General features: G+C 51.0%; 13 protein-coding genes. 11 read left to right on the top strand and 2 right to left on the bottom strand.

What is annotated here, in order from left to right; translation table 11 throughout:
• Nucleotides 1-277 precede the first annotated feature (277 nt).
• The 6 genes from GU926_RS05725 to GU926_RS05700 all read left to right on the top strand — a co-directional run bounded on the left by GU926_RS05725 (nt 278) and on the right by GU926_RS05700 (nt 3915).
• On the top strand, nt 278-730 hold the full coding sequence (locus GU926_RS05725) for a MarR family winged helix-turn-helix transcriptional regulator (RefSeq protein ID WP_160689876.1): 453 nt from the start codon (nt 278-280) through the stop codon (nt 728-730).
• Between the two features lie 156 nt (nt 731-886).
• Complete coding sequence (locus tag GU926_RS05720; RefSeq protein WP_232058444.1) at nt 887-1474, top strand: glutathione peroxidase; 588 nt, start codon at nt 887-889, stop codon at nt 1472-1474.
• 247 nt (nt 1475-1721) lie between these two features.
• Nucleotides 1722-1973: an acyl carrier protein gene (locus GU926_RS05715; protein WP_160689872.1), complete on the top strand. Its 252-nt coding sequence runs from the start codon at nt 1722-1724 to the stop codon at nt 1971-1973.
• A 221-nt stretch (nt 1974-2194) separates the two neighbouring features.
• A complete protein-coding gene (locus GU926_RS05710) occupies nt 2195-3004 on the top strand; it encodes a metallophosphoesterase family protein (RefSeq protein ID WP_160689870.1) in 810 nt (269 codons plus the stop codon).
• 2 nt (nt 3005-3006) lie between these two features.
• Nucleotides 3007-3612 (top strand): hypothetical protein, encoded by a 606-nt coding sequence (locus GU926_RS05705; protein ID WP_160689868.1) that lies wholly within the window; start codon nt 3007-3009, stop codon nt 3610-3612.
• 48 nt (nt 3613-3660) lie between these two features.
• Nucleotides 3661-3915, top strand: coding sequence for a hypothetical protein (locus tag GU926_RS05700; protein ID WP_160689866.1), 255 nt, complete (start codon nt 3661-3663; stop codon nt 3913-3915).
• Between the two features lie 902 nt (nt 3916-4817).
• Here the strand turns inward: GU926_RS05700 and GU926_RS05695 are convergent.
• Together GU926_RS05695 and GU926_RS05690 are read right to left on the bottom strand one after the other, a co-directional pair.
• On the bottom strand, nt 4818-6422 hold the full coding sequence (locus tag GU926_RS05695) for a catalase (RefSeq protein ID WP_160689864.1): 1605 nt from the start codon (nt 6420-6422) through the stop codon (nt 4818-4820).
• A gap of 408 nt (nt 6423-6830) precedes the next feature.
• The gene (locus tag GU926_RS05690) at nt 6831-8093 is read right to left on the bottom strand and encodes an exonuclease SbcCD subunit D C-terminal domain-containing protein (RefSeq protein WP_232058443.1); all 1263 of its coding nucleotides are present in this window, start codon (nt 8091-8093) and stop codon (nt 6831-6833) included.
• 183 nt (nt 8094-8276) lie between these two features.
• Here GU926_RS05690 and GU926_RS05685 point away from each other — a divergent pair, with 183 nt between their 5' ends.
• The 5 genes from GU926_RS05685 to GU926_RS05665 all read left to right on the top strand — a co-directional run bounded on the left by GU926_RS05685 (nt 8277) and on the right by GU926_RS05665 (nt 18902).
• Nucleotides 8277-8897 (top strand): hypothetical protein, encoded by a 621-nt coding sequence (locus GU926_RS05685; RefSeq protein WP_160689862.1) that lies wholly within the window; start codon nt 8277-8279, stop codon nt 8895-8897.
• 213 nt (nt 8898-9110) lie between these two features.
• Nucleotides 9111-10664, top strand: coding sequence for an amino acid permease (locus GU926_RS05680; protein WP_160689860.1), 1554 nt, complete (start codon nt 9111-9113; stop codon nt 10662-10664).
• Between the two features lie 409 nt (nt 10665-11073).
• Complete coding sequence (locus GU926_RS05675) at nt 11074-14124, top strand: amidohydrolase family protein (protein ID WP_160689858.1); 3051 nt, start codon at nt 11074-11076, stop codon at nt 14122-14124.
• Between the two features lie 58 nt (nt 14125-14182).
• On the top strand, nt 14183-15475 hold the full coding sequence (locus GU926_RS05670; protein WP_160689856.1) for an amidohydrolase family protein: 1293 nt from the start codon (nt 14183-14185) through the stop codon (nt 15473-15475).
• A 454-nt stretch (nt 15476-15929) separates the two neighbouring features.
• Nucleotides 15930-18902, top strand: coding sequence for a PAS domain S-box protein (locus GU926_RS05665; protein ID WP_160689854.1), 2973 nt, complete (start codon nt 15930-15932; stop codon nt 18900-18902).
• The last annotated feature ends 123 nt before the right edge of the window (nt 18903-19025 follow it).

Genomic DNA, 19025 nt, shown 5'->3' with positions numbered 1-19025 from the left:
GCCAGCAATGGGGAGACATCGTTTTTAGCCTGTTGTCCAGGAATTGCGCATAAAACGAAACATGAAAGTAACGCGCGTGTTGTGGCTATGAGGCGGGTTTGCCAAACGGTCATTTATTGTTCCTTGTTTCCGCCGCAGAGAGGCTAGAGCAAATTGGCTGTTTAAAACTGGCGCATTGTTGGCGTTATTGTATATTTTTGCCTGTAAATAGTAATATCTCGCAAAGGGTGATTGTTGTGCCTTTTGCCTGCGTTTTCTTTCAAACTCTACTACCGCTATGCAGCCTTCTGACCGTGAGAACGCCATTAAATTCCTGAGGCAGATGTCTATAGTGACGCAGACCTTGAAAGGATTTATGCGGCAGAAATTCAAAGCCCACAACATCAATATCACGTTTGAGATGCTGCAGGTGCTCAGGTTTCTGTGGGAAAAGGAAAGTGGGAACCAGCAGGAGATTGCAGACGCCATCATTAAAGACAAAGCCAGCCTCACGTACCTCATTGACAACCTGGTGGGCCGCAACCTGGTGCAGCGCACCGAGGACAGCCAGGACCGCCGAAACAAGCTCATCACCCTAACGCCCGCCGGCAAAGACCTTTCTGCCATGATTCAGCCGTGGTTGGAAGAGATGTACCAGATGGTGGCCCTGAGCGGTACATCAGAAGAACTGCAATCCAGCCTGGACGTGTTCAAGAACATACAGGAGAACGTAAAACAACAGATTGCTTAAAAGCCTCTTGTCTGTTAAAAGCTGAATTAGCTGCTGGAAATACCACTGTTTTATCTTACCTGGACCGAGGTCGTTTTTAGCCTCTTTTCCAGAAAACAAGCCAAAAACGACTTGCTTAAACTCTTTGGTCTTTTTTAGGTTATACCCCTTATGAGTATGCGAAAGAAAATAATGAAGTTGCTGTACCCGCTCATCATGAAACTGAGCAAGAGCACCAAGAACGGAACGGTGTTGCAGAATGAGAAGAATGCGGCGCCCGTGCAGCCCTTCTACAGCTTAGGCACGGTGCTCAACAACGGCCAGCCAATGGATTTCAGTGCCCTCAAAGGCAAGAAGGTGCTGCTGGTGAACACGGCCTCCAACTGCGGCTACACCGGGCAGTATGAAGAACTGCAGAAGTTGCAGGAAGAAAAGAAGGACGATCTGGTGATCATCGGGTTTCCGGCCAATGATTTCAAGGAGCAGGAGAAAGACGATGACCAAACCATTTCGCAGTTCTGCCAGGTAAACTACGGCGTCACGTTCCCACTTTCCAAGAAGAGCGTAGTGGTGAAAAACCCAGGCCAGCACCCCGTGTACCAATGGCTCTCAGACCCCGGCCAGAACGGCTGGAACCAACACCAACCCGACTGGAACTTCAGCAAGTACCTGCTGGATGAAAACGGCGTCCTGACACATTACTTCGGGCCGGCCATTTCACCGCTGGGACCCGAAGTGCAACAGGCTTTGCAGGGTAGAAAATAGAAAGTTAGCCATACCTCAAACCGCATCAGCCGTTTTTGGCCTGTTTCCTGGAAAACAAGCCAAAAACGGCATTTTTTGTTGAGGTCAATCTGGGCAGAAGAAGGATATCAGGTATATTAAAGGGTATCATGTAGTATGCATGTAGACAATTATTTAGGGCGTATTTTTGCATCGTCAAACAACGGGTAGATTCTGTCCTGCAACTACCAAGGTTTGCGCTTATCCTTTACCCCTAATCTATACGAGTATGGACTCCTATACCAACAGACTGCGCTATGATGTTGCCTGTCTGATCAGTGACCTCAAAAACCTGGAAACCTTTCAATTACTCCGCCAGCCCCATCTGGAAAAGCACGGCCTGGAACTGCTGGACGTGGTAGACATCATTCTGGAAGTGGAGAAGAAATACGGCGTGGAGATCACAGATGATCTGCCGGTGTTCACGCTGGATGATTTTGCCCACATCATAGAGATGCAGCAGTACCGTCAGGCCAGCTAGGCCCTTCAAAAAGACTTCATTTTCTCTCCCTTCGGGGCATTGGGTAGGGGTACCTTTCCTTCCGGTTGTCCTTCTTCTACAGGATACACACTATCCTTTGATCACTACGTACCAACCGCCCGCGCAGAAGTCTCACCTTTCTGCCCGGGCGTCACCTGACCAAAAGAAAAGAAGCGGGCAACCGGGCTTCTTTCCGTTTGGCGCATTCCGTGAGACCCGCTATGAAACGCTTACCCCTTTTAGTACCCTTCCTGCTGCTGCTTTTCTCTTCCTGTGAGAACCTGTTTGAGTACCATCCGCACCAGATCATCTTAGACGATGATGAAAAAAACCTCACTGCCCTAAACCTGCAAAAACTGCAATCGCGTGTGCCCCAGGACACCCTGCGGCTGTTGGTCATGGGTGATACCCAGCGCTTTTATGATGCCACCGTTGATTTTGTGCAGAAGGCCAACTCGTTTCAAGACATTGACTTTGTTGTGCACCTGGGAGACATCTCAGACTTTGGCATGACCCAGGAGTTCAAGTGGGTGCATGACATCATGCAAGACCTCCAATGGCCGTACCTCACCGTCATTGGCAACCATGACATGCTGGGCAACGGCCGGAAACTCTACCGCCGCATGTACGGAGACCTGAACTACTCCTTCGTGTATGGCCATACCAAATTCGTGTTCCTGGACACCAACGGCCGCGAAGACGGGTTTCAAGGCCGCGTGCCTGACCTAGACTGGCTTTCTAGGGAACTGATGCATTCTCCGGCAGATACCTGGCAGCAGGCGGTGGTCGTCTCCCATGCGCCGCCCTTTGACGGCGACTTTGACGCCCAACTAGAACTGCCCTATCACCAGACGCTGGTCAACAGCCAGAAAGTGCCTTTGAGCTTGCACGGGCACCGCCACGGCTGGGAAACCGAGAAGAAATACGACGGCGAAATCTTGTATCACGTGACCACCAGCGCCAAGGGCCGTGGCTTTACGTATCTTAAAATCTGGCCAGGCGGCTACCGCCTGGAAAGGGTGGAGTTTTAACCATGCAGCGCTACTTCCTTCTTGCCCTGGTTTTGTTGTGCACAGACTTAACTTCTTCTGTATGGGCGCAGACGCCCCATGACAGTCTGCACGTGCCTCCGTCTCCGTATTATGCCAAGGCGCAGTTTGCCGGTGACATTGGGTTTTTGTCTGTGGGCGTGGGTCGGGAGTCCTTTAATCGAAGACTCAACACTGATCTTTCCGTTGGCTACCTACCCGAAAGCATTGGCGGTGACGCCATTTTCACCGTGGCCCTCAAATCTACCATGCTTCCTTTAAAGCCCGTCCGCCTCAAATCCCTGGACTGGTATTTCATCACGGCGGGAGCGCAGGTGAGTTATACGTTTGGCGACGAGTATTTTGCCTGGGAAGGATACCTGAGCCGTTACCCCAATTCGTACTACCGTTTCTCCACTGCCTTGAGTGTGTATGTGTTTGCCGGCGGTCAGGTGGATTTTGCGCGCGTTCCCAAACTCCAGAAGTTTAGTGCCTATTATGAGGTGGGCGCCCCCGGCGAATACGTAATCTCCTATATCCAGAACCCCCGTTACCTCAGCCTGCCTAAGATTTTCCATCTGGCCCTGGGCTTGAAGATGGCTCTCCGCTAACCGGTTGGTTTTCGTATACAGGTAGTGAACATCAGCTAGTAAACCGCTATGGAAAAAGACCTTCCTTTGTTAGATGCCGTGCAAGAGGCGGTGGCCCACCGTAAGTCGGTGCGGGTACAGTACGTCACAGATATTCACGAGTACCTTACGGTGACGGCGTTCATCAAAGACCTGCACGAAGAAGAAACCGGATTGGTGCTGGAATTGGCCACGGGTGAACAGCTTCGGTTTGACCAACTGGTGCGGGTGGGGAACGTGAATTCTTCTAACTACGATGCCCGGGATTTTACTTGTGATTGCTAAGCTTGCCTTCGTTTTTAGGCTTTTTTCTGGGAAGTAGCCTTCTATCCAAGGAGATCTTCGTCCCTTTTGAAGAGGGTGGGGATGGCTTTCGAGTCCTTAGATTTAAACCAACTACCTTGGCCTAACATGGATTCTCCCCTTGAGGGGAGCGAAGAGGGGTGTTTACACTAGCAGATGGGCAAAAGCTGATTAATCCTACCTGCCTCTCCTAAATCCCTGCCCCCGCCGTTGTTGGTGTTATCACCAACGACCTAGACTGCCTTTTCCTTCCGTCGTCATCCTGAGCACCGCCGAAGGATCTAACTAGGACATACTACCAACCTCTGCCTCCCAGTTCTTTCCTTACCAACTCTTTCTTTCATACTTTCTACTCAAGTCTGTCACTTTTCTCCTTGATGAGAAAAGTAACCAAAAGAATCAAGAAGAACAGAAACTCGCTGACGCTCAGACAGTCTGTTCTTCCTTCAACATGCACCTGGCTGAGGTGATTCGTTTTATAGTAAACTTAAGCCACTGAAAATTGACAGGCCACTGCTTTCTCCCTCCTGAAAAGGGACCTAAATTGACCGGTCCTTTTTCCCTCGGTCAAGGGCAGGCGGGTTTGTGCTTGAGAAGCAGCAATGCCTTCCTGCGCTGTCGCGTGGATAATAATGTAGAGGAAACGGCACTGCCTTGTCTCCCGCGCATTTCCATCTTCTGCCTGCATTCCTTGTAGGGCAATCCCTTGTGGTTGCATTGACGCATATGGATGGCTTGCCTGCAACTCTCCAAAGAAAAAGGCAAGCACCAGTGATTGCCACTACCTTCTTGTTTTTGGCCTTTTTTCTCCAAAACAGCCTAAAAACAGAAAAGCCGCTTCCATAAGAAGCGGCTTTTCTCAAGCTCTAAATAAAACACATTCATTAATAAGGTTTAGCGGAATGAGAGACTTCTTTGGCTTCTTGTACGCCGGCCTCTGGCGAGGTGGCGCCAATAGGGCCTTTGTCATCTTGAGACTTCTTGGTCTTGGCCAGGCCTTCAGCCACGCGTCTGCCGTAGTCTGCGTCTGCCAGCGTGAAATGCTCAATCATCTTATCCTGTATCCGTTTATCGGCAGTAGCTAAAGTAGACACCAGGTTGCTGATCAACTCATCGCGCTCCCAGTCCTCAAAGTTGCGGTAGGTGTCACCGGCCTGCTTAAAGTCATTGGCGCGGTCAATCTTGGCCCGTACCAGGTTGGCTTCATAGCGCGGGGTGTAGTCCTTGCCGGCTTTGGGTGCTTCTTTTACGCCAGCCAAGATGGATGGCTCATAGTTCACATGCGGGTTCTGGCCGCTGGTGTCTACGTGATAGGCCATCTGGCCGTCTCGCTGGTTGGTGGCCACATGCGTTTTAGGCGCATTGATAGGCAGTTGCAGGTAGTTGGCACCCACGCGGTAACGTTGCGTGTCTGAGTAAGAGAAGGTACGTCCCTGGAGCATCTTGTCATCTGAGAAATCAAGACCGTCTACCAAAACCCCGGTACCAAAGGCAGACTGCTCCACCTCCGCGAAGTAGTTTTCAGGGTTCCTGTTCAAGGTCATTTTGCCCACTGGCAGGAACGGAAACTGGTCTACCGGCCACAGCTTGGTGTCATCCAGTGGGTCGAAGTCCAGTTCTGGGTGGTCGTCATCAGACATGATTTGCACGCACAGTTCCCACTCTGGGAAGTTACCTTCCTTGATGGCCTCAAACAGGTCTTGGGTGGCGTGGTTGAAGTTCTTGGCCTGAATGGCTTCGGCTTCTTTCTGGGTCAGGTTCTTAATGCCCTGCAACGGTTCCCAGTGGTATTTCACCAAAACAGCCTGCCCATCGGCGTTCACCCACTTGTAGGTGTTCACGCCGGAGCCTTGCATCTGGCGGTAGTTGGCCGGAATACCCCACGGCGAGAACAGGAACGTGGCCATGTGCGTGGCCTCTGGCGTGCTAGCGATAAAGTCAAAAATACGCTCACCGCTCTGGATGTTGGTCACCGGGTCTGGCTTCTGGGAGTGGATCAGGTCCGGGAACTTCATGGCGTCTCTAATGAAGAAGATCTTCAGGTTGTTGCCCACCAGATCCCAGTTCCCGTCCTCGGTGTAGAACTTCACCGCAAAACCACGCGGGTCACGCAGGGTCTCCGGCGAGTGGCCGCCATGGCCAACCGTAGAGAAGCGCACGAACACCGGCGTCTGCTTGCCTTTCTCCTGGAACAAACGGGCGCGGGTGTACTTGGCAATTGGTTCATCACCCACTTTTCCGTAGGCGGTAAAGACCCCGTGGGCACCAGCACCGCGGGCGTGCACTACACGCTCCGGCACGCGCTCCCGGTCAAAATGAGAAATCTTCTCAATGAAGTGGTAGTTCTCCAAAGTGGCCGGACCACGGTTCCCGATGGTGCGCAGGTTCTGGTTATCAGTGACCGGATGACCTTGCCGCGTGGTGAGGGTAGGACGGCCTTCCTGGTCTTTGCCAGACTGGCCGTTGGTCTTGTTTTGGTCTTTTTCCATAGGATGATGAATGGTTAAGGTGATAGTTCATTAACGCTTGCGTAGGAGAGAGGTTCTGCGTACCAGGCACGTTATCAAAACCTTAGAAGATTTATTTCAGCCGAACAGGCTTTTAAAGCACTTCTTCTCTCTTGAGGTAGAGTAAAGGTGCCAGCTTTATGGTTATCTATCAAATTGATAAAGTTGATGCGTTTATCAATTCAGTTTATAAGGTTATGGCTGCAGGGAGTTAGGAAGGAGAAAGGCAGTCAAAGGTTGGCAGCGATTGTTATTTTTTGAAGACGATTTTGAAGAACACACCTAAACGCATTACACCGCAGTGAGCGAGCCTGGAAAAAAATTCCGTTTTTGGCCAGTTTTCCAGGAAACTGGCCAAAAACGGATGTAAGGCAAGAAGAGTTTGCTGGCTTAAAACAGTGATTTTACCGGATTGGTAGCCAGGTCCAAAGCGTCTTCGGTTTGGGGCATCAATTCCAGAAGCTCATCAAAAGTGGCTACCAGGTCTTGGTAGGTGTCCTGCTCCAGGGCTTCTTCGCATTTTTTCAGGAAGACGTCTTTGGGTTTCAGGTCTGCCAAGTCTTGTTCTGGGGCTACTTGCTGGTCCAGGCTTTGCTGAGCAATGGTCCGCAGGGGGCGGTGAATGAGTAGTTGCACCTGGTCTTGCAGGGCAAAAGCCTCGTGCAGGCGCGCAGTATGGTCGTGCAGGTTGTGTTCGTATTGCAGTTGCACCTCGGCCCAGGCGGGAAGGGCGGTGTCGCCGTTGTCAAAGGCCAGAATCTTGGGAAAGACCTCGTCAATGGTGCCCTTGAACCTGACCAACTGCCGCCAGCACGGAATGGGCAATTCTAGGATATTGGTGAGCGAGGCGCCTTCAAACTCTAGCACCAGAATTTGTTTTTTGTCTGTGACCTCAGAGAAGCTCAAGGGAATAGGCGAACCGCTGTACCGGATGTGCGGCATTTTGTTCACCACCTGCGGTCTGTGCAAATGGCCCAGGGCTACGTAATCAAACTCCGCCGGGAACTGATCGCCGCAAATCTGGCCCAGGTTGCCCACATGGATTTCTTTCTCAGAATCTGAACCGCTACCGCCGGCGGCAAACAGATGGCCGGTAGCCAGCACCGGAATACCCTGCTGCTTGAACTCCTGGATTAAAGGCACAAGTTGGTGATAATGGTCACAAATGCCTTGCTTTAAGCGGGCTTCGCGCTCTTCAGAAGTTTCACCGGGCACCGAGAGGCGCACGTCTTTGTCCCGCAGAAACGGCACGGCGCAGACCACGGCCTTGGGCTGATCGTTCTCGTCTGTGAGGACGATCACCTGGTCTTCACAGTTGACCGGCGCGCCGCCTACCACGTGCACATTATAGTGGCGCAGCAGTTCGGCGGGGGCGTTGAGCGTAGAAACGGAGTCATGGTTGCCGCCAATGATGACCAGGTCGCGGCAGCAGGTATTTTTTACTTCGCGCAGGAAATCATAGTAGAGCTTGAGGGCGGCGTTGCTGGGGAAACCGGTGTCAAAGATGTCGCCGGCAATGAGCAGGAGGTCAATCTTCTGGTCGCAGATGGTCTGGCAGAGCCAGGTGAGGAAAGCCCGGTGCTCTTCCAGGCGCTCATGGTTGGCCAGGCGCTGCCCCAAATGCCAGTCTGCTGTGTGTAGTACCCGTATCATGCCGCTGCTGTCTTTCTGTGTGGAGTATAGGAGCCCCGAAGATACAAAAGCGACATCAATCCTGAAGCAATCGTGGAGGTCCTGGGAAAATCTTTTGATAAAGAGGTCATGGTGAATGGGCAATTTTCTATGACCAAAATTAAATGTAAATTACTCGGTATAAGGCCAGATATGAATTATACTATGAAATATCCCATCTTCTTTACATGTGTTTTGGCTACAATTTTGTCCTTCATGAGGCCTGCATCCTTGATGGCGCAGGAAAAGCCACGTGAGCCGAGGCATTCCTTTGAAATGGGGTATGGCTTTCATCCTGTCCTGGAAATCAGCAGAAAAGTGGCTGGTTTAGGAGGGTGGGGATCCTCTTGGAGTAGAGAAACCTTCAGGCCTATTGGCGCATTTACTATGGGGTACTCTCTGGATGTGTCTAAGCGCCTACAACTAGGGGTGACCTGTTCTTATTTAAGCATCAAGGAAGAGTACGAATCTCGGAATCCAGGTTCCAGCGCTGACTACAGGGTAGAACGAACAAAATCATGGGCCCTTATGCCTAAGGTTTCTTACAAATGGTATGACAAGGAAGACGGTTCTATTTATTCAAGTTTACTGATGGGAGTGGATGTTAGGGAAGGGACCGTCAAAGAGAATTCCCGCACTGATCTGGATGAAACGAAAACACTTTATGAGTTGGCCTATCAAGTAACAGTTTTAGGGGCAAGACTTGGTAACAAAAAAGGGATCTTTGCTGAACTAGGGTTTGGCTACTCCGGCCTTAATACCGTTGGCTTTTTTCTAAAGTTATGAGCTGCCGCCTTTTCCTTGTTTTGGTACAAGTGGCGCCTCCGTTTTTGGTCTTTTTTCTGGAAAACAGGCCAAAAACGTCCCGAAAAAATACGGATGCCCAGTTGCAAAAACCAGCCTCTCTGCGTTGCATCTATTAATTTGTCCTTATATTAGCCTCCTCAATCCCCTTGATTAACTAACCAAACTAAACACTTCTTTAATTTTTAAGCTTTTATGGCAAACCAACTTTTCGCTAGGAAGTCAATTGACAAGCTTAGCGCAGACGCCTTTAGTGAGGGCGCCCACAGTCTAAAACGTACCTTAGGGCCGGTCAATCTGGTAGCCCTGGGCGTAGGGGCCATCATTGGGACGGGTATTTTTGTTCTTACCGGGAGCGCCGCCGCTGAGTACACCGGTCCGGCTATTGTTCTGGCGTTTATTTTAGCAGGTATTGGCTGTGCGTTTGCCGGTCTTTGCTACGCTGAGTTTGCATCTATGATTCCTATTGCCGGGTCTGCCTATACGTACGGCTACGCCACCCTAGGCGAGTTCGTGGCCTGGATCATTGGTTGGGATTTGATTTTGGAATATCTTTTTGGCGCTGCTACCGTGGCCGTGGGATGGTCTGGGTACGTGGTTTCCTTCCTGCGTGACTTTGGCGTGAACATTCCACCAGAATGGTCCAACGCAGTGGGTATTGAAATGGTCTACGTGGCCAAAACCGGTGCCTGGACGCCTATCACAGACCAATTGACGGCTTCTTTGGCCGCCGATGGCGTCAACATTGCCACCTTGCCGCACGCTACGGGTATTTTCAACCTAGTAGCTGCTATTGCTATTGCCTTGGTAACCATCTTATTGGTGATTGGTATGAGCGAGTCTGCCAAGTTCAACAACGTGGCCGTAATCATTAAAGTAGGCGTGGTGATCTTGTTCATCATGGCTGGTGCCAACTGGTTGTTTGGTCACCCAGATGAGGCTGCCGCTAACTGGACGCCGTTCATTCCTGAAAACAAAGGAGGGTTTGGCGAGTACGGTTGGTCTGGCATTGTACGGGCCGCGGGGGTTATCTTCTTCGCCTACATTGGGTTTGACGCCGTTTCTACCACTGCCCAGGAAGCCAAGAACCCACAAAGAGACATGCCAATTGGTATCTTGGGTTCTTTGGTGATCTGTACCATTCTGTACATTCTGGTGTCTGGTATCTTGACGGCCATGGTGCATTACAGCCAGCTGAACGTAGCCGAGCCTATTGCCGTGGGTATTGAGAAAACAGGTTACAGATTCTTGCGCGACCTGATCAAGATTGGTGCCATTGCCGGTCTTTCTTCTGTAATGTTGGTGATGTTGATGTCACAGCCGCGTATTTTCTACACCATGTCTAAAGATGGTTTGCTGCCTCCGGTATTCGGTCGTTTGCACCCACGTTTCAAGACGCCTCACGTAAGCACTATCTTGACTGGTTCAATCTGTGCGGTAGTGGCAGGTGCCTTCTCTGTTACAGAACTGGGTCACCTGGTGTCCATTGGTACGTTGCTGGCCTTCGTGATTGTGTGTGCCGGAGTTTGGTACCTGCGCGTGAAAGAGCCAGACCGTGTACGTCCGTTCAGAACGCCGTTGGTGCCGTTGGTGCCAATCCTGGGTATTCTGGTGTGCGTGGGCATGATGGCTGGTCTGCCTATTGAAACCTGGTACCGACTGTTAGGCTGGATGGCCATTGGTATTGCCATCTACTTCTTCTACGGTAAAAAGCACAGCGTTATCCGGAAGGAAAACAACCTGGAATAGCCTCTTTTACATCACTTATAAAAAAGCCCGTTGCGCTCCTGCGTGACGGGCTTTTTGTTTCGCTTCGGTTGGGTGCTTGCCTGGCATTTTTAGCCTGTTTTCTAGGAAATACGCTAAAAACAATTGTCATTCCTCAGAACCAGCTTCCTTGCTCAGGGCATTGATCTCTACTCTTCTCCAGCGTGTTTTATTCTTCGACATGACCTATCAGGAGTAAGCTTTGTTTTCCTTAAAGTTCTTTTAAGGAATAGTAGAACGTGGTTATGCAATTGCCGATTTTGGCTTCTTTTTAGGAAAAAGGTGAAAAACCAATGTTTCTTGGTAGACTGCTTTTTTGCCCATTGTATATTTAGTAGATTCCCTGCTACAAAACATTCACACCTAACCACATACCACACAGACTCTACCCATGAAAAAAGTAATTCTCTCCGTGCTGGCGGTAGCGGCCTTGTCGCTCCAGAGCCGGGCGCAGGAGACGTTTCCGCGCAATGGGGTGTATGATGAGCGCAGCGGTCTACGCGCCTTCACCAATGCCACCATTTATGTAGACTACCAAACCAAGCTGGAAAATGCCACATTAGTCATCAAGGACGGCAAAGTTGCCGCCGTGGGCACCAAAGTGGCCGTGCCGCAGGGCGCACTGGTGGTAGACATGAAAGGCAAGACCATTTATCCCGGTTTTGTGGATCCGTTCTCCAACTATGGTCTGCCCGCCGTGGCCCGCACCGGGGGCGGTTGGAACAGCCCGCCGCAGGCAGAGTCTAAAAAGGCCGGAGCCTTTAACTGGAACCAGGCCATTCGCCCAGAAACCCACGCGGTAGAACTGTTCAAGGTAGATGACAAAGCCGCCGATGAACTGAGAAAGCTAGGCTATGGCGCCGTGCTGACCATTCACCAGGACGGCATTGCCCGCGGCACCGGATCTCTGGTATCTCTAGCCGACAAGCGTGAAAACCAGGTGGTGCTTCTGGATAGAGCCGCCGCCGCCCTGTCTCTGGACAAAGGTTCTTCTACCCAGGAGTATCCGCAGTCTTTAATGGGCTCCATTGCGCTGCTGCGCCAGACGTACCTGGACGCCCAGTGGAACGCCAAAAACCCAGACAAAGAGCAGAACATCTCGTTAAAAGCCTTCACAGAATCCAACAGCCTGCCCCAGATCTTTGAGGTGAGCAACAAGCTGAACGCCGTGCGCGCTGACAAGGTAGGCGATGAGTTTGGCTACCAATATATCTTCAAAGGCACCGGTGACGAATACCAGATGTTGCCAGAGATCAAGGCCACCAAGGCACCGTTTATTGTAAGCCTCAACTTCCCGGATGCCTACAATGTAGAAGACCCGTATGAGGCCCGTCGCTTGAACCTAAGTGATTTGAAGCACTGGGAAATGGCACCGGCCAACCCGGCCATGCTGGCCAAAGAAGGAGTGATCATTGCGTTCACGGCTTCAGATATGAAAGACAAATCCCGTTTCTTGCCCAACTTGCGCAAAGCCGTGCAGTATGGTTTGTCTGAACAGGAAGCCTTGAAAGCCTTGACGGCTACCCCGGCCAAACTCATAAAGGGAGAGAAATACGTAGGCAGCCTGCGCGAAGGCATGCAAGCCAACTTTGTAATCGCCTCGGCTAGTCTGTTTGACAACAGCGCCGTGCTTCTAGAAAACTACGTGCAGGGCGAATCTTACAAAATCAGTGAGACGCCCAATGACTACCGCGGCATCTACTCCTTGCGTATTGGCAGTCAGCCGGAGCGTAAAATGATCATTGGCGGCTCCGCTGAGAAACCAGACGTGAAGATTGTGGCCACAGACACCTTGAAAGGCACGCTTCTGTTCTCTGGCGACCAGTTGACATTGGCGTTTGCCCCAGTGAAGAACGGCAAGGAAAGCATTAGGCTAAGCGGCTGGAGCACGGGCAAAGGATTCCAGGGCGAAGGTCAGAACACAGACGCCCAGATGGTGAAATGGTCTGCCCAATTGTCTGAAGCCTCTACCGCCCAAGCCAAAAAAGCCGCCGCTGCCAAAGCTGCTGAAAAAGTAGAGATGGGGGCCATGGTGTATCCATTCGCAGATTTCGGTAGGACGGCCATGCCCGGCTCAGAGACCGTGTTAATCAAGAACGCCACCGTTTGGACCAATGAGAAAGAAGGCAAGCTGGAAAACACAGACGTGTTGTTGAAAGACGGCAAAATAGCCCAGATAGGCAAGAACCTGTCCGCCAACGGCGCCAAAGTGATTGACGGGACTGGCAAGCACGTAACCCCGGGTATTATTGACGAGCACTCGCATATTGCCCTGGACGGCGTAAACGAAGGCACCCAGTCCGTGACTTCTGAGGTACGCATGGCAGATGTAGTGAACCATGAGCAGGTGAACATCTACCGTCAATTGGCGGGTGGAGTAACTACCTCGCAATTGCTGCATGGCTCGGCTAACCCCATTGGTGGGCAGAGCGCCATCATCAAACTACGCTGGGGACAGGCTCCTGAGAAGCTCATGTTCCAGGGCGCCGATCCGTTCATCAAATTCGCCCTGGGTGAAAACGTGAAGCAATCCAACCGCTCGCCGGTATACAACATCCGGTTCCCGCAGACCCGTATGGGTGTGGAGCAGGTCATGATTGACGCCTTCCAGCGCGCCAAAGAGTATGAGAAGTCCTGGACCGCCTACAACAAACTGTCTAAATCTGCCCAGAAGAAAACCGCCGCCCCGCGCCGCGACCTGGAACTGGACGCCTTGGTAGAAATCCTGAACGACAAGCGCTTCATCACTTGCCATTCTTACGTGCAGTCTGAGATCAACATGCTCATGAAAGTGGCAGACCAGATGGGCTTTAGAGTCAACACCTTTACTCACATTCTGGAAGGCTACAAAGTAGCAGACAAGATGAAGGAACATGGTGCGGGTGCCTCTACCTTCTCTGACTGGTGGGCTTATAAGGTGGAGGTGAAAGACGCCATTCCGTACAATGCTGCCATCATGCACAACGTGGGCGTAACCACGGCCATCAACTCAGATGACGCCGAGATGGCCCGCCGTCTGAACCAGGAAGCCGCCAAAACCATAAAATACGGTGGCGTGTCTGAAGAAGACGCCCTGAAAATGGTGACCTTGAACCCAGCCAAACTTCTGCACATTGATGACAAGGTGGGTAGCTTGAAAGTCGGGAAAGACGCCGATGTGGTGCTTTGGAACGAACACCCGCTGTCCATCTACGCGCGTCCAGAGAAGACCTTTGTAGACGGTATCGCTTACTTTGACCTGGAGCAGGACAAGGCCATGCAAGACAACCAGGAGAAGGAGCGTCTGCGCCTGATCCAGAAAATGCTGGCCGCCAAAGCCCGCGGTGAGAAAACCCAGTCTGCAGTAGTGGGCAGACGCGGGGCGCAGGAAGTGTTGCATTGTGAAGATGTAGACAACGGTGCCCAAGAGACTTTGTATGAATCTGAATACCACAAAAACTAAGGAGGACCCAACCATGCACCTAAATCCAACCTCTGTGGTAGTCTCAAAAACCAAAAACATGAAAAAGACAGCTTTGCTACTGGCATCGCTCCTGATAGGCGGTACCGCCTGGGCGCAAGTGCCCGTGCCCGCTGCCAAGCAAACCACCCCAACGCTCCTGACAGGTGCCACCTTACACGTAGGCAACGGCCAGGTTATTGAGAAAGCGGCCGTGGCCTTTGACAACGGAAAAATTACCTACGCCGGCCCCGCCGCTGGTTTCAACGCCGGTGCTACGGCCTATGACAAAGTAGACGTCTCTGGTAAGCACATTTATCCGGGCCTGATCCTCCCTAACTCCCAACTGGGCTTAACCGAGATTGAGTCTGTGCGGGCTACGCTGGACCAGCAGGAAGTAGGCATCTTCAACCCTAACGTGCGCTCTGTGGTAGCCTACAATACCGACTCAGACATTACGCCCACCTTGCGGTCTAACGGCGTCTTGCTGGCGCAGGTGACTCCCGTGGGAGGCATGATCTCCGGGTCATCTTCGGTGGTGCAATTGGATGCCTGGAACTGGGAAGATGCCCTAATCAAGGCAGATGGTGGCATTCACCTGAGATGGCCGGGTCTGGTGCAGATGGGAGACAACTCGCCGCAGGCCCAGCAGCGCAAACAACAGCGCGATGCTGGTTTGCAGCAGCTTTCTGCTCTCTTGGCTGAAGCCTCTGTGTACAAAAACCAGAAAAATGACAAGCAGAACCTTCGTATGAGCTCCATGACGGGCTTGTTTGACGGCAGCAAAAAGCTATTCATTCACGCTGACTATGGCAAGGAAATCATTGAAGCCGTACGCTTCGCACAGAAAGCCGGCGTAAAGAACGTGGTGATTGTGGGGGGTGGAGACGCTCTCATGGTGGCTGACTTCCTGAAGGAACATCAGATTCCGGTTATTTATTCTGGCGTGCACGCCCTACCTGCCAGAGCCGGTGATGACGTGTACCTGCCGTATAAAATGCCGGGTTACCTGCAGAAGGCGGGCATCTTGTTCTGCCTGGACTATGACGCCAGTTTGCACGGCACTCGCAACCTGCCGTTTATTGCCGGTACTGCCGTAGCCTTCGGTCTAGACAAGGAAGCAGCGCTTTCTGCCGTAACGTTGAACGCCGCCAAGATTCTGGGGGTAGACAACCGGGTGGGTTCTCTGGAAGCAGGCAAAGATGCCACCCTGATAGTTTCTGAAGGCGATTTACTGGATATGCGAACTAACAAGGTGGCCCTTTCTTTCATTGAAGGCCGTAAACTCAACCTCAATGACAAGCAGAAATATCTGTATGAGAAGTTCAACCACAAGTATGAGGTAGGGAAATAACCTTCTTTCTACCTTACCAAAAGAGCAGCCTCAACAGCTGCTCTTTTTTTTTGGCGTTTTTGGCCTATTTCTCAGAAAACAGCTTAAAAACGATGGTTCCTTTTTTTAATACAGGGGGTAAGTAGGCAGCAAAAAAGCAGGTTGATGTATGTTGCCGGTGCTGACAAATTTCTTAGGTAGGCCGCTAAGCAGGAGCAAGCGCGGGAGCAGTTTTAATTTTATGAATTATTGAAGAACTTAAATCGTCAGAATTGCCTTTGAAGATTACCAGTAGTACCTATGAAGTAGCAGGATTATTGTTTTTAATCAGAAGATTTAAAGTATTTTATCCTTCTTCAATTTATTGTTTCTGTTTGCAAGGTAGTTATTGGTTAGCGTGCTTATTTTGTATAATACAGGACTTTACAGAAAGGAAGTGCTCAGCTGGCAAAGGAGCGAACCAGATATCAATACCATGGAGAAGGGGGAAATTGAAGTAGAAATGACAGTACAGCAAGAAGTACAGGTGCCCGTGGTGGGGGTTGAAGTTCTCTATGCCCTGGTAGACCTTAACCCAGAACCAATGGCCCTAACCCATCAAGGCGGTACCCTGTTGAGCGTGAACGAAGCCTTGGAACAGTTGTTAGGCCATGAGAAGAGCACCTTGCTTTTATTGGGCTTGGAGCCCCTCAGCGATCTGGGAGAAGGGGAGTGGAGGCTAATACGGCAGGAGAGCCAGTTACAAGGGATCTGCCAAAGAGAGCTCCATTTACGGCACCAGGACGGTGCCATGATTCCGGTACAGCTGTTGGCCAAAACCGTTCAAACGCTGGAAGGCGATACACTGGTAAGCCTGCATGTGCGGGATCAACGAGAGATCAAAGCGCTTGAAGAGAAACTGGAACAGCAGCAGATAGCCACCACAGAATCCCTCCATGACATGGGCATGGTGCTCAAACATTCTGCGGACCTTATCTGCACCTTTGATCTGGAAGGACGGTTCCTGCGCGTGAACCAAGCCTGTGAAACCATTCTGGGTTACAAGGCAGAAGAACTGGTGAACCGTCATTATACTGAGTTTATATATGAAGACGACATTGCCAGCACCCTGCAGGACACAGAAAAGGTAAAACACGTTAAAACCACCACCAATTTTAAGAACAGATATCGGCATAAAAACGGAAACCTGGTCCACCTTTCCTGGTCTTCTTCGCGCTCTGAGACGGTGGGCAAAGCCTATTGCATTGCGCGTGACATCACAGAGTTGATTAAGGTAGACCAGATTCAAAAGGAAAGCGAGGAACGCCTGCAGGCTCTTTTACAGCAAGGTTCTGACATGATCGGTATCCTGGATATCCAGGGTGGCTATCTGTTTGCCAGCAGCAACGTCGCCAGAATTCTGGGTATTTCACCAGAAGACTTCATTGGCAGGAACGCCTTTGAATACATCCACCCAGATTTTCATGAAGAAGTTATTGCCTGCCTTACCAAGGTCCTGAACGGGGAGGAAGTGAACACCATGCCGTATCAGTTCAAAGACGGGCGCGGGGAATGGCGTTGGCTGGAGTCTCATGCCACCAACTGTCTGGACCAGCCCAGCATCAACGGCATCATAGTAAACACCAGGGACATAACAGACCGCCGCAAGGCAGAATTGCAACTGGAAGAAAACAACCAGCGTTTCAAGGCCCTCTTTGACTATAATCCAGATGCGGTGTATTCCTTAGACACCGAAGGAAATTATACCTCTGCCAACAGCGTAGCCCTTAAGTTCTTTGGTTTGAGCCCAGAAGAGTTGCAGAAGAAGCATTTGTTTGAGTTTGCCAGCCAGGACAATCTAGAGGAGACCAAAAGAGACTTCGCCAAGGTGCTAAGCGGGGAGCCCATCTCTTCAGAGGCGGCTATGAAGGGACCTAATAATGAAGACCTGTATTTCAGTTTCACAGAAATTCCTATCATCATTCATGGAAAGGTGGTGGGCGTACACGGCATTGCCAAAGACATCTCGGTAGCCAAAAGACAGCAGTTATTGCAAGAAGCCACCGCCAACAGACTGAACACAATTCTGGAAAGCATCAGAGATGCCTTTTTTACCATAGACAAGGATTGGCGTTTCACCTACATCAACCAGGAATTTGACAAGGTGCTCGGCGTAAATTCCAAGGGTTGGCTGGGCTTAGACATGCGGGAGATTTTCCCTGTGACGGAATTTGAAGGTTTCTACCAGCATTACCAACAGGCCCTTGCCACAGGAGAAGCCGTTCATTTTGAAATGTTCTCGCCTAATATAAAGCTGTGGCTAGATGTGAATGCGTACCCATCTGAAGAGGGGCTTTCCATTTATTTCAAAGAGATTACCAGCCGCAAGACCGCCGAGGCAGAACTTAAGAAACTGTCTTGGGTGGCCAGTAAAACCGTGAACTCTGTGTATATCACAGATGATCAATCACGCATTGAATGGGTGAACGACGGATTTATCCGCGTCACAGGTTATACCCTGCAAGAGATGAAGGGCCAGCGCCCCGGCGACCTGCTGGCAGGCCCAGAGACCGCGCTGGACGAGGTGCGCCAGATAAGAGACAAACTGAAGTTTGAGGAGCCTTTTGTGCAGGAGGTACAAAACAGGAATAAAAACGGAGAACTTTATTGGTCTAAGCTGGACGTAACGCCCATTTTTGATGAACAATCTGGTGGCAAGAAGTTCATTGTCATTGAGACGGTCATCACAGAACAGAAGAAAGCAGAACAGGAACGCATGCTCCTCACAGAAGAACTCCTGCGCCGCAACCGCCACTTAGAGCAGTTTACCTACATTGTCTCGCATAACCTTCGCTCACCGGTGGCCAACATTCTGGGTCTTACGGCGCTGTTCAACTACCAGCAGGACATGGAAAATCAAAAGCTCATCCTGGACCGGCTAAAACAAACCGCTCAGAACCTGGACACCATTCTCCGGGACTTGAATGATTTGCTTAGCATGCAAGGCGAGGTGAACGACGCCCGCGAGAAGATTGACCTGCGGGAGTTGGTGGAACAGGTTCTCCAGATTCTGCCAGACACCACCAAGCCTCGGGTACAGATAGAATTGAATGGTCTGGAGAAGATACATTCTGCCAGAAGTTACGTGAGCAGCATCTTGAGCAACCTGGTGTCTAACGCTGTAAAATACAAGGCGCCCCAGCGGGAACTGCAGATTAAAATCTCGGCGGAGCAAGTGGAAGACCTTTTCTGCTTTACCGTAGAAGACAACGGCCTGGGCATTGACCTTAAAAAGGAACAGGGAAATCTATTTGGCCTATACAAACGGTTCCATTTCCATGTCACGGGCAAGGGGCTGGGCCTGTACCTGGTAAAAACCCAGGCTGAGGCGCTGGGTGGCTATGTGACCGTTGAAAGCCAGGTGGGCAAAGGATCTTCGTTCAAGGTGTACATCAAGAACTTGGCGTAGACCATGGCTAGAAATACAATAGAGAGGGGCAGACGTTACAGTCGCCCCTCTTTTTTTTGCCCTCCCCCACAAAGGACAGATGCCCACTCTCTATTTTGAAGTCCCAACTTCTTGTCAAATCCG

Origin of the sequence: Nibribacter ruber (assembly GCF_009913235.1) — a bacterium.
GTDB lineage: Bacteria > Bacteroidota > Bacteroidia > Cytophagales > Hymenobacteraceae > Nibribacter > Nibribacter ruber.
This window is presented reverse-complemented; position numbering and strand designations above follow the sequence as displayed.